This is a genomic window from Cyanobium sp. BA20m-p-22, assembly GCF_024346275.1.
Lineage (GTDB): Bacteria > Cyanobacteriota > Cyanobacteriia > PCC-6307 > Cyanobiaceae > Cyanobium_A.
In genome coordinates this window covers 1-11362 of sequence record NZ_JAGQCQ010000091.1, presented here as the reverse complement: position 1 = coordinate 11362, position 11362 = coordinate 1, and the positions used below count along the sequence as shown (strand labels likewise).

At 64.4% G+C, this 11362-nt stretch carries 14 protein-coding genes; 8 read left to right on the top strand and 6 right to left on the bottom strand.

Annotation, left to right across the window (positions count from 1 at the left end; genetic code table 11):
• The first annotated feature begins 78 nt into the window (after positions 1 to 78).
• The 3 genes from KBZ15_RS09565 to KBZ15_RS09555 all read left to right on the top strand — a co-directional run bounded on the left by KBZ15_RS09565 (position 79) and on the right by KBZ15_RS09555 (position 2103).
• Positions 79 to 570, top strand: a complete 492-nt coding sequence (locus KBZ15_RS09565) for a DUF2214 family protein (protein ID WP_255014974.1) — start codon at positions 79 to 81, stop codon at positions 568 to 570.
• Between the two features lie 7 nt (positions 571 to 577).
• A complete protein-coding gene (locus tag KBZ15_RS09560; protein ID WP_255014973.1) occupies positions 578 to 1237 on the top strand; it encodes a peptidase in 660 nt (219 codons plus the stop codon).
• Positions 1238 to 1344: 107 nt separating this feature from the next.
• Positions 1345 to 2103 (top strand): phycobilisome rod-core linker polypeptide, encoded by a 759-nt coding sequence (locus KBZ15_RS09555; RefSeq protein WP_255014971.1) that lies wholly within the window; start codon positions 1345 to 1347, stop codon positions 2101 to 2103.
• Positions 2104 to 2111: 8 nt separating this feature from the next.
• On the opposite strand, the gene hisIE is transcribed toward KBZ15_RS09555, so the two are convergent.
• Complete coding sequence (gene hisIE, locus KBZ15_RS09550; protein WP_255014969.1) at positions 2112 to 2819, bottom strand: bifunctional phosphoribosyl-AMP cyclohydrolase/phosphoribosyl-ATP diphosphatase HisIE; 708 nt, start codon at positions 2817 to 2819, stop codon at positions 2112 to 2114.
• A 41-nt stretch (positions 2820 to 2860) separates the two neighbouring features.
• Here hisIE and KBZ15_RS09545 point away from each other — a divergent pair, with 41 nt between their 5' ends.
• Positions 2861 to 3322, top strand: a complete 462-nt coding sequence (locus tag KBZ15_RS09545) for a 6-carboxytetrahydropterin synthase (RefSeq protein ID WP_255014967.1) — start codon at positions 2861 to 2863, stop codon at positions 3320 to 3322.
• Here the strand turns inward: KBZ15_RS09545 and KBZ15_RS09540 are convergent, their stop codons facing one another.
• The 3 genes from KBZ15_RS09540 to KBZ15_RS09530 all read right to left on the bottom strand — a co-directional run bounded on the left by KBZ15_RS09540 (position 3323) and on the right by KBZ15_RS09530 (position 6401).
• Entirely contained in the window at positions 3323 to 3757 is a 435-nt protein-coding gene (locus KBZ15_RS09540; RefSeq protein WP_255014965.1) for a MerR family transcriptional regulator, read from the bottom strand.
• A gap of 608 nt (positions 3758 to 4365) precedes the next feature.
• Positions 4366 to 5865, bottom strand: coding sequence for an iron uptake porin (locus tag KBZ15_RS09535; protein ID WP_255014964.1), 1500 nt, complete (start codon positions 5863 to 5865; stop codon positions 4366 to 4368).
• Between the two features lie 329 nt (positions 5866 to 6194).
• Complete coding sequence (locus tag KBZ15_RS09530) at positions 6195 to 6401, bottom strand: hypothetical protein (protein ID WP_255014961.1); 207 nt, start codon at positions 6399 to 6401, stop codon at positions 6195 to 6197.
• A gap of 75 nt (positions 6402 to 6476) precedes the next feature.
• Here KBZ15_RS09530 and KBZ15_RS09525 point away from each other — a divergent pair, with 75 nt between their 5' ends.
• From KBZ15_RS09525 to KBZ15_RS09515, 3 genes are read left to right on the top strand one after another with little or no spacing between them, the layout of a single operon-like run.
• On the top strand, positions 6477 to 7433 hold the full coding sequence (locus KBZ15_RS09525) for a permease (protein WP_255014960.1): 957 nt from the start codon (positions 6477 to 6479) through the stop codon (positions 7431 to 7433).
• Positions 7433 to 8089, top strand: coding sequence for a TIGR03943 family putative permease subunit (locus KBZ15_RS09520; RefSeq protein WP_255014958.1), 657 nt, complete (start codon positions 7433 to 7435; stop codon positions 8087 to 8089). The genes KBZ15_RS09525 and KBZ15_RS09520 overlap by 1 nt, the downstream gene beginning before the upstream one ends.
• Positions 8086 to 9408: a hypothetical protein gene (locus tag KBZ15_RS09515; RefSeq protein ID WP_255014956.1), complete on the top strand. Its 1323-nt coding sequence runs from the start codon at positions 8086 to 8088 to the stop codon at positions 9406 to 9408. The genes KBZ15_RS09520 and KBZ15_RS09515 overlap by 4 nt, the downstream gene beginning before the upstream one ends.
• Here KBZ15_RS09515 and KBZ15_RS09510 read toward each other — a convergent pair.
• A complete protein-coding gene (locus tag KBZ15_RS09510; protein ID WP_255014954.1) occupies positions 9394 to 10206 on the bottom strand; it encodes a metal ABC transporter permease in 813 nt (270 codons plus the stop codon). The two genes, KBZ15_RS09515 and KBZ15_RS09510, sit on opposite strands and share 15 nt — an antisense overlap.
• Positions 10207 to 10240: 34 nt before the next feature.
• Here KBZ15_RS09510 and KBZ15_RS09505 point away from each other — a divergent pair, with 34 nt between their 5' ends.
• Complete coding sequence (locus tag KBZ15_RS09505) at positions 10241 to 10642, top strand: Fur family transcriptional regulator (protein WP_255014949.1); 402 nt, start codon at positions 10241 to 10243, stop codon at positions 10640 to 10642.
• Between the two features lie 10 nt (positions 10643 to 10652).
• Here KBZ15_RS09505 and KBZ15_RS09500 read toward each other — a convergent pair whose 3' ends face one another.
• Positions 10653 to 11348, bottom strand: coding sequence for a metal ABC transporter ATP-binding protein (locus KBZ15_RS09500; protein WP_255014975.1), 696 nt, complete (start codon positions 11346 to 11348; stop codon positions 10653 to 10655).
• Positions 11349 to 11362: the final 14 nt, after the last annotated feature.

Here is an 11362-nt window from a genome sequence, read left to right as displayed (position 1 = left end):
CCAACTTGCCAGCCTCCCTTAACACGGTTGGTTAGCCAACACGGTTAGTTAGCGTTGGGGGCCGTTGCCCGATCCAGCATGTCTGGCCTAGCCGCCATTCCCCCTGAGGTGCTTTCCAGGGCCGGGGTGGCCTACGTGCACTACCTCAGCTTCATGCTCTGCTTCGGGGCCCTGGTGCTGGAGCGGCGGCTGATCAAGGCGAATCCCAGCAAGGCCGATGCCACCTTGATGGTGATCACCGATGTGGTGTACGGCCTGGCCGCCCTGGCCCTGTTGGTGAGCGGGATTTTACGGGTGCTCTACTTCGGTCAGGGCAGCGATTTTTATACGGAGAATCCACTCTTCTGGTGGAAAGTAGGTATCTATCTCGGGGTGGGCGGCCTGTCGTTGTACCCCACTGTCACCTACATCCTCTGGGCCATTCCGCTGCGCAAGGGTGAACTGCCCCAGGTGAGCGAAGCCCTGGCGGGCCGTCTGGCCTGGATCCTCAACATCGAGCTGGTGGGCTTTGCCCTAGTGCCCCTGCTGGCCACCCTGATGGCCCGCGGTGTGGGACTTCCGGCCAGCTGAGGGGGGAGTGGTTCGGATCTGGGGCGCCATTTTCTTGGTGGCCAGCCTTTGGCTGCTGCCAGCACCTGCGGCAGCCGAGCAAGGCAAGGAAGCCGCTGGTGACTATCGCCACCGGCTCGAGCCCACCCCCCATGGCTGGCCGCGGCGGCGCCAGTGGTGCGTCTGGATCGAGCCCGTTGCCGCAACCGGCCCCGCAGCCCGCTGGGATCAGGCCTGGCTCAAAGCCGTGGAAGGCGCCCTGGCCAGCTGGGCGGAACTGGTGGCCATCAGCCGGGCTGGGAGCCCTGAACAGGCCCAGGTGAAGCTGCTGCGGCGCCGACCACCCCTGCAGCGGGGCCGGGCCAGCCATGGCCGCGCCGAACTGGCACTGGCTTCCGTACAACGGGGCGGCGAAACCCTGCTGGAGCCCCGGGTGCGGGTGAGCATCAGCCCTGGCCAGCGGGCTGAGGCAATCCAGGCCACAGCCCTCCACGAGCTGGGCCATGCCTTTGGCCTCTGGGGCCACAGCGACCAGCCCCACGACGCCATGGCGGCGGTGCCGGGGCCGACGCCGATCCTGGCCCTCACGGGCCGGGATCGGGCCACCTTTCTGTGGCTTCAGCAGCAGCCTGGGTTAGGGGGCAAGGAAGGCACTGCCGATCCAGGCCAGGCCCCTTGTGGCCCATAACGTTGTTTGTCGTTCAGGGAGCCCTCCCGCCCAACCGGCGGCCAGTTCGCATACGTTTCCCAGTTCGCATACGTTTCCCAGTCCCCAGATCTCCCCATCGCTAGCCAATGCCCCTCCCCGTTCTGGCCACCAAACCACTGACCAACAGCGCCCGAGTGTCCAGCTTCCTGGCCAGCGGTGAGGAAACCTCAAGGCAAAGTGACACGGCCTGCCTATCAAGGGACCGCGCCGCCACCGATGGGCTGATCGAGCAAGCTTATCGGCAGATTTACTTCCACGCCTTCAAGGTTGATCGGGATGCGGTGCTGGAATCGCAGCTGCGTTCAGGCCAAATCAGCACCCGCGATTTCATTCGTGCCCTACTGCTCTCGGATAAATTCACGCGGGATTTCTACCGCTGTAACAGCAATTACCGGGTAGTGGAACAGGTCGTTGGGCGCGTGCTCGGTCGGCCGGTACATGGCCAAGCTGAACAGATCGCCTGGTCGATCGTGATCGCCGAGCAGGGGCTGCCCAAGTTTGTTGACGCGCTACTGAATTCCGACGAATACCGCGACAACTTCGGCGACAACCTGGTGCCTTTTCAGCGCTCGCGGGTACTTCCCGGCCAGGCCGTAGGCACCATGCCCTTCAACCAGCAAGCCCCCCGATACGCCTCCTACTGGCGTGAGGCGATGGCCAGGCGCGCACCCGCTGGAGGATCAAACCCCTGGACAGACGGCGGCGGCTGGGCCCGCCCAGCCTGGCTGGAAGGCCAGCCCACACCAAGGGTCCAAGCCATATGGCAATACACCGTGGCAACTGGAGGCTTCGTGCTCACCGGCCTAGTGATCTGGATTGCTGCGGCCATGCTCAGCACAGGCTGAGGCGGCCCTCAGTCCCGCCGGGGAGCGCCGCGGCGGGCGGCCAGCACCTGCTGCACCTGGCGCCAACTGACGCCGTGGTGGGCCAGGGCCACCTGCAGGTGGAAGACCATATCGGCTGCCTCGCCAGCGATCTCGTTGGCGTTGGCGTCCTTGCAGGCCATCACGAATTCGGCAGTTTCCTCACCGATCTTTTTGAGGATGCGGTTATCACCACCCTCCAGCAGCTTGTTGGTGTAGCTGCCGGGCTCGGGCCGGTCGCGCCTGCCCTCAATCACCCGCATCAGCTCGGTGCAAGCGTCGGCTGGGGGCTGGGCGGCCCCCGGGCCCCCACCACTGGGGGTGGGGCCCTCGTCAAAGAAGCAGCTGCGGGCGCCGGTGTGGCAGGCCCGATCGCCGCTCTGCTCAATCGTGAGCAGCAGCACGTCGGCGTCACAGTCGTAACGCAGGCCCTTCAAGACCTGGGTGTGGCCGCTGGTGGCCCCCTTGTGCCACAGCTCCTGGCGAGAGCGGCTCCAGTAGTGCACCTCGCCGCTGGCGAGGGTGCGCTCGATCGCCTCACGGTTCATCCAGGCCACCATCAACACGGCGCCATCGAGCCAGTCCTGGGCAACGGCAGGAATCAGGCCTTTCTCATTAAAGTGGAGCGTGGCGGCTAGAGAGCCACAAAAGCCAGGATCCAGGGGCTGAAATGATTGCTGCAAGGGCTGCTGATCCATCTCTGCCCTGAATCTTCCCGCACAATCCGCCAACCAAGGGGATGACCGCCGCCTTCACCTGTTCGAAGACCTTCAGCGGCTACCCCTGCTGCCATCGCCAATGGCGCCATAGCGGCCACTGCCGCTTCGTGCATGGCTACAGCCGCAGCTTCAGTTTCTGGTTCAGGGCCGGGAGCCTTGACGAGAACGGATTTGTGGTCGACTTCTCCAGCCTGAGCTCCCTGGAGGCTCAACTGGCGGAGCAATTTGACCACACCTTCCTGGTCAATGCGGACGATCCGCAACTCGCCACCTGGCGGGATCTCCACGCCCAGGGCGCCCTGGATCTACGGGTCATGCATAACGTCGGCATGGAAGCGAGCGCAAAACTCGTTTGGGGCTGGGCCAACGCGTTGCTGCATGAGCGCGATGGCGGACGCAGTTGCTGCTGGAAAACCGAAGCCCGCGAAAATATGAAAAATGCCGCCTGCTACGAGGAGCTACCTGAGTGGTTCAGGGGCTGATCAACCCCGAGCAGATGGGTCAGGCTTGACGCCCCCGCACTCCTGCCAGCTGGCGAGCAAACGCGCCAACTCAGCTTTCATCGCCTGGAGCTCCTCGAGGCGTGCATCGATGGAGGTCATCTTGGCAGCGATGCTGTCTTTTAACACCAAACAATTACAGACACCCGCACGGCGCACCTCCAGGATCCGCGCCAGCTCCGCGATCGGCACATCCATCGAGCGAAGGGCCCGGATAATCTCCAATTCCACCAGACTCTCACCACTGAACACTCGATAGCCACCTTCAGATCGGGCCGTGTTCAGCAAACCCTGATCACAATAAAAGCGAATAGTTTTCACCGACAAGCCGGATCGCCTGGCCACTTCACCAATGCGAAGCCCCGGAGCTTGGCGGGCAGCGTCATCGGGCCGGCGCACCATCAATAAACCCTCCATCAGCTAGACATCTTGAGATTTTATCCAGAGCCTTGAACGACAGGCGCATATCCCTCCAGCAACCACCTCTAACTGGAGATTTGTGTTAGCATTAGCTTAGGCTCCATCTGTCGATTAGCGCCCATGTTGAAGCGCTCCCTCAATCTGGCCGCGATAACACCCGGCGGCCTAAGCCACACTGGCGGAAGCGGAGAAAGCCGCGAGCTGCATTTCAACTGCAGCGGATCCCAACGCTGGGCCTTGCTCCACCTCAACACAAAGCCATGGGTCTAATTCTTAGCCTCTTCCTTATCAGCTCTAGCCCACTTACCATATCAACATTTTCTCCCACAACGGCAACAGCATCAATAAATTATTTAAACGAAACCAGCCATTTCGTCGCCAATACTTCTGAGCTACTAGCCTGCGGCGGCGGCGGATCAGGCTCCTATCGCAAACCCCCAAGGCCTGGCCATGGGAAACCTGGGGATTCGGCGCATCCGAGGGGAGCCCAGCCAACCAGCACCATCACTAAGCCAGTCCAAACAAACATGAATTCAGGCCAAACCTGACTTCAGCGAAAGAGCAAGAATCCCGACAACTTATTGCCGGGGCTTTTAGTCTTACAACTAGAATTTAAATGTCGTTTTAACCAGAGCCCCAAGGGAACTGAAGCCTTGTCCTTCGGGAGTTCTTTGCCCCAATGGACGACTTAAATAAAACAGGGCGGGCGTAATACTGATATTATCTGTAACCTGGAACTTGTACCACCATTCCCACACATAGTTGCTGTCAGCTGGGCTGACTCCGCCAGTCAGCGATGTGGCAAAGACAGCCTGTCCGACTGCAAAGCCAAAGTCATTACCCTGACCGAATACATCGGTCCACTGCAATCCCACCATCCAGGATTGGCTGACATTGGGTCTCCCTGTCGTAGAAACGCCATAGCTTGTGCTGTTGATACCCCAGCCCAGACTCACAGAAGGCATCCAGCCACTTTCTAGTGGCTGCCAAAAGGCACTTATACCGAACGCATTGGTTTCAGCACCAACTGCTTCTCCATGGTCGATGGAGCTATGCACAAGTGGAGTAGTGCCTGGGACAAACTGGGTGAGTGGTTGCACATAGGACCAAATCGCAGCCAGGCCCCACTGCTCCTGTTGATAACCGATCTGCACACTTGCGGTGGCACCAGACTCAGTCGTGAAGAGCCCTTTTGTCGAATCCGATCCAAGGGCTGAAACATAGTTTGCACTCACACTCCAGCCATTATTTTGCCACCACAGGCCAGCACCGGCGCCAAGATTTTTGCTATAGGCAGCTGGTGCACCGTTAACTGTAAAGATGTTTAGGACCGTGTCAGCAGGATAGACGCTGGGCCAGAGCGCCAACATGTCTTCTTGGCCGACACGGGCCCCCACCGTGGCAGTGAATTGATTGCCGATGGGGAATTGGTAGAAGAGCTTGTCAATGCCAACAATATTGGGGCCCGTATCTTCTTCAAAAGCAATTTCTAGCTCTGCGGAATTTCCGAGAGCATGGGGCTCTCCGCCGAAGACGCTAGTGCCAAAGTTGCCGGCACGAAGATTTGTGCGCAGCAGATCCTTGCCCGTAAAGCTAGTATCGAAAGTGAGCTGTAGATCATAATTAAAAGTTACATTTTCAGGGAGCGCGACTGGCTGGCCCCGATAATCCCGAATATTATTTTTACCGCTGCCTGAATAGGCAATGCCCCCCACAACAAACGTCGCCAGGCCAGAAAGCTTGGTGGTAGTGGAGAACTGCTGGGCCTCCAATGTGCCCACCTTGGCCTCGAGACCATCTACGCGGCCCTTGAGCACGGCGAGTTCTTTTTTGAACTCATCCATCAGCCTTTGCAGCTCGTCGGTCACCTCGGTGACTCTATCGAGGCAGGCGTTGAGTAGGGCGGCGGCCTCGAAGCGGGTCATGGCCTGGCCGCCCTTGTGGGTACCGTCGGGATAGCCCGCCACGCAGCCGTATTTCTCCACCAAGTTGGTGAGGGCCTGATAGGCCCAGTCGCTGGGGCGCAGGTCGGAGAACTGGTTGACGCTGGTCACCTGATTGCGGGAGCGCCAGGCCTTGAGCTCGTCGATCTCCTGCTGCTGCATGTAGTCGTTGATGGTCTAACGACTATTGAGGGAAGCCAGTTCACCCGCGGTTGCAGGTGCAGGGGCGACCAAAGACTGGAAAGGCGTGGCGGCCAAAAGGAGTGGCGATAAGACTAAACGGAGCAGCGGCATGCAACAAATCAATCGGGGCAACTTGAGGCCCGACCTCACCCGAACAACGGCATCGAATCAACAAAACGCCGCTGCCAGGCAGCCGAGTGCCACAAGGTGCAGCAATAGTGCCTCAACCTTTCTGTAAGCGTGCGTTAGTGGAGAGTTTGATGAGCATCTCAGGACAGCGCTCGCCGCCCAAGCGCCTCAGGCTGGACTCAGGCTGATTGGTGATGGGTCAGGTAGGCCCTGACCGTTTGCTCCATCCCCTGCTGAGTGCGGCCATGGGGCCTGAGCCCCTGTTCGGCCCAGGCGCGATCGAGCTGTTGGCGCAGCTCCACCGGAATCCAGCAGGAGAGCATCACCTTGCCCTCACAACTGGATGTACAGAGCCATGCCGGTGAATGAATTCGGAGCGTGGGCATCACCAACGAGCTCTTGGTGGCCTCCAGCGATTCAATGGTGGGCAGCAGGATGATGGGGCCATTCGCCTTTGGTCCTTGGAGCGCCTGGCCACCGCCTGGGCCATTTTTCAGGGCCTGCTCGTCGAAGCCCTGCCCTTTCTGCTGATCGGGGTGGCAATCGCCAGCCTGGCCCGCTGGCTAGCCCCTGGGGGCCGGTGGATGCAGAAGCTGCCCCGCCACTCGGTGCTGGGGCCCTTGACCGGGGCGGCCCTGGGTTTTGCCCTGCCCGCCTGCGAGTGCGGCAACGTGCCGGTGGCCCGGCGACTACTGGCTGGTGGCGCCCCCCTGGGCACAGCCCTGGGCTTTCTGTTTGCCGCACCGGTACTCAACCCGATCGTGCTGGCCAGCACCTGGGTCGCCTTCCCCAACCAAGCCTGGCTGCTGGCGGCCCGCCCAGGCGGAGCCCTGCTGCTGTCCCTGCTGCTGGCCAGCGTGCTGCGCCTGCTGCCTGAAACAGCTCTGCTCGACCCGGCCCTGCTGGAGGAACGGCGGCTCAACCAGCCCCTGGCGGAGGTGGGCCTGCTGGAGCGTCGCACGGGCCTGGTCGGCCCCGCGACGCCAAAGGAGCTACCGGACAAGACGCCCCGGCCACCCCTGCAGGAGGTGCTGCAGCACGGCAGCCGCGAGTTTCTGGATCTGGCGGTGTTGCTGGTGCTGGGCTGCGCGATCGCCGCCACGGTGCAGACCCTGCTCCCCCGCAGCTGGCTACTGGCGATGGGGGGAGCCCCCACCCTCTCAGTGCTCAGCTTGATGCTGCTGGCGGTCGTGGTTTCGGTGTGCTCCAGCGTGGATGCCTTTCTCGCCCTGGGATTCGCCGCCCAGATCACCCCCGGGGCCCTGTTTGCCTTTCTGGTGCTTGGCCCGGTGATTGACCTGAAATTGCTCGGGCTGCTCCGCGTGCTGCTCCGGCCCAAGGCAATCGCCCTCACCAGTGCCGCTGCAGCGGTGGCCGTCCTGGTGCTGGGGCAATGGATCAACTTGCTGCTGCTGTGATGACCGCTCTCTGCCTCGCCCTATGGGGGATCGTGCTGCTGGGCAGCAGCCTCAGCGGGCGGCTAGATCTGCTGTTGCGGGGGGTGTTCCACCCCCTGGTGGGCTTCAGCGGTGTGGTGTTGCTGGTGCTGGCCGGCGCCCAGCTGAAAGGCGCCTGGGGGCAGGGCCGGCGGCCAGGCGCCCCCAGGGGCTGGTGTCTGGGCGCCGCAGTCGCCCTGCTGGTGCTGGCAATCCCGCCCAACCCCTCCTTCAGCGACCTCGCCACCAACCGGCCGACCGAACTGGGCCAGGAGGAGGCCCTTAACTTTCTGTTGCCTCCAGCCCAGCGCAGCCTCACCGACTGGGTGCGACTGCTGCGCAGCCAGCCAGACCCCAGTCTCTATGAGGGGGATCCGGTGCGGATCAGCGGATTTGTCTGGCCCCAGAAGGGCGACCAGCCCCAGTTGGCCCGCCTGCTGGTGCGCTGCTGTCTGGCTGATGCCACGCCGGTGGGCCTGCCGGTGCGCTGGCCCCCGGGCCAGGTGCCCAAGGCCGATCGCTGGCTGGCGGTGCGGGGCACCATGGCGGTGGAGGAGCACAACGGCCAGAACCGCAGTGTGGTGGTCGCGGAGCGAATCGCCGCCATTCCCCGGCCCAGGCGGCCGCTGGAGCCATGAAAAGGCTGGGCCCCAACCCGGTGGGCCTCGTGCTGGCAGCGGGCATCGCCCTGGCCCTGCTTCAGCAACAACTGCTGCTGCGCCGGCCACCCCGCCTGCTGGAGCTGAAGTCCACCACGGCCAGCTCGGGCCCCGCGGCCCTGGATCTGCGCTTCAGCCGGCCGATGCAGCGCTCCAGCCTGGAGCGCGGCAGTGCCCTGGCACCCCAGCTGAAAGGCACCTGGCTGGGGGAAGGGAACCCCCTGCGCCTGCTGCTGCTACCCCAGCAGACCATCCGTGGCCCGCTGCAGCTGCTGCTGGCGGGGATCGACCGCCGCGGCCTGCCACTCCAGCGCCAGCGCTGGCACTGGGACCCCCGGCCCCGGCTGCTGGCGGTGGTGCCGGTGACCGGAGGGGAGCAACTACAACTGCAGCAACGGGATGGGCGCTGGCAGGCCCTGGGCCCGGTCTGGCCCCAGCTGGCCGAGGTGCGGCCCCTCGGTGACGGCTCCGGTGTGGCCCTGCTCAGCGGCGATGGCAAGGGCGCTCACAAGCTTTGGCTGTTGCCAATGGAGCAACAAAATTTGGTGCGCGAACCCAGCAGCCTGCGCAACCCGATCACGGGCAAGCTCACCCCCCTCAGTGATCAGCCCCTGCTGTTTGCCCACCTGAGCAGCAATCGCCGCGGCGACCTGCTGGTGCAGGCATCGACCACGGCCCTGGAGCCTGGCCAGACCCTGCTGATCAGCTCAAGCGGCAAGCGGCGACGCCTGGACCAGGCCGCCTCCGGGCCGATTCAGCTGCTGCCGGAAGGAGGCACCATGGTGGTGCCGGAGCTGGAGGGCCTGACCCTGCACTCCCTTCCCGGCGAACCAGGGCGCAGCCAGGTGCTGCCGGGCAGCCGCGAGCTGAGCAGCTTCTGTCCGGTGAGCGGCCGGGCCCTGCTGGTGCGCCACTGGCCCGATTACCGGCGCTCCCTGGAGCTGGTGGAACCCGGCCAGCCGCCCCGGCAACTCTGGATCGGCAGCGAGGCCGTACTGGCCAGCGCCTGTGACCGGGGCGGCGAGCGGGTGTGGCTGGTGATCAGCGACTGGCGTCAGGGTGCCCAGCCCCAGTTGTTGGCCCTGGATCGGCGCGGCCGGCTGCAGCGTCAACGCTCGCTCGCCGGCTGGGAGGTGGAGCCCGGCAGCGCCATGGCCTTTGATCCCACCCGCCAGCTGCTGCTGCTGACCCTGCGCAACCGCGATGGTGCCAGGCCGGTGCTGATCGATGGCCACAGCCTGGGGCTCCAGCCCCAGGCCAAATCGGTACGCCTGGCCCTGTGGCTACCGGCGGGCTGAGGGTCGGCCGGCGCCGAGGGCCGCCAACGGCAGCAGACCCATACAGAGCACGCCGATCAGGGGACCGGGCGGCAAGTTCACCGCCGGCTGGATCGCCAACAGAAAACCAGCTCCGCTGATCGCCATCCCCACCAGGGCCGAACGCCCCAGGGCCTGGCGCAGGCTGGACGCGCCTGCCAGGGCCAGCAGGGCCGGGGCCCCCATCAGGGCGATCACCAGCACCACCCCCACCGCCGTCATGGCACTCACCACCGTGAAGGCCGTCACCAGGGTGAGCAACAGCCGCAGCCGCCGCACCGGCAGGCCGGCCCCGGCGGCGCCGAGGGGATCCACCCCCAGATACACGTAATGGGAATAGCGAAGGGCGATCAAGGCCAGAACCGCCGCCAGCGCCAGCAGGCTGCGCAACAGGTCAGCCGGCGCGGCGGCCAGCAGGTCGCCAAACAGCACTGCCTCCAGATCCACGCGGATGTGAAGCAGGGGAATCAACAGCACCCCCAGGCCGAGAAAACCGGCCAGCACCGTGTTGAGCACCGCCTCATCGCCCCCCTCCCCGGGGCGATCGCCCCGGCTGAGCCGCTCCGCCAGCAGGGCTCCAGCCACCCCAGTGATCACTCCCCCCAGGCCGGGATCCAGCCGCAGGGCCACTGCCAGCGCCAGGCCTGGCAACACCGCATGGGAGACAAGATTGGCCAGAAACAGCCGCCGCTGCACCAAAAGCATGGTGCCCGCCAGGGGACAGAGCCCACCGATCACCAGGGCCAGCAGCAGGGGCAGCAGCCACCAGAGACTCTCCATAGGATCAACCCACCTCGCCCCAGCCGGATTGGCCATGTCCACCCAGGTTGCCGCCCCAAGCGATCGCCAGCAGCTGTTGCTGGCTGCGTTGAGCCAAGCCGACCGGGAACTCTCCGGCCAAGAGCTACACGCCCTGCTGCGCCAGGGGGCCCAACCGATGGGCCTGGCCACGGTGTACAGACACCTGCGCCAACTACAGCAGCGGGGCCTGATCCGTTGCCGCCATCTGCCCAGTGGGGAGGCCCTCTTCGCCCCCACCGATCGGGACGAACACCACCTCACCTGCATTGATTGCGGCACCACGGTGGTGCTGGAGTGCTGTCCGATGCCCAAGGTGCACCTCCACCAGGCGCAGGCAGAGGGCTTCCAATTGCTCTTCCATACGTTGGAGTTCTTCGGGCTCTGCCAGAGCTGTCAGCAACGCCAGGCCAACTAACCGCAGCTCCTCAACCGCAGCAGTGGTTGCCCACCCGCAGGTCGCCAAGGGCGTGGCGCACCTCTGCCGGTGTGCCCTCGGCGAGCAGGCAGCGATCGAGCACCAGCACCCGGTCATAGGCGTCGAGGTCGCTGCCCCAGTCGTGGCTGCTCACCAGCAGGGTGAGGCCGGCATCGCGCAGCTGGCCCATCACCTTGAGCAGCTCGGTGCGGGAGGGGGGATCGATGGCCGCGCAGGGCTCATCAAGCAGCAGCAGGCGGGCCGGCTGCACCAGGGTGCGGGCCAGCAGGGCCCGCTGCTGCTGGCCGCCTGAGAGTTGATCGAGGCGCCGGCCAGCCAGGCCCGCCAAACCCACCCGCTGCAGGGCTGCCTCCACATCACAACAGCCAGGGCGATGGGCCGCCAACCGGCCGAGGGCCACCAGCTCGCGCACGGTGATGGGAAAATTCCAGGCGATCTCCCCCCGCTGGGGCATCAGGGCCAACTGCTGTCGGGCCAGGGACGGCGTCAACTCCTGCCCATCGAGCCGGATCGAACCACGCTCGATCGGCAGCTGGCCCTCGATGGCCTGTAGCAAGGTGCTTTTGCCGGCGCCGTTAGGGCCCACCAGGGCGGTGAGGGTGCCGGGCTCGAGCGCGAAGTTGACGCCCTCAAGAGCCAGATCGGAGCCACGGCGCACCCGCAGCTGGCTCACCTCAAGGGACACGCTCGACCTTCCAC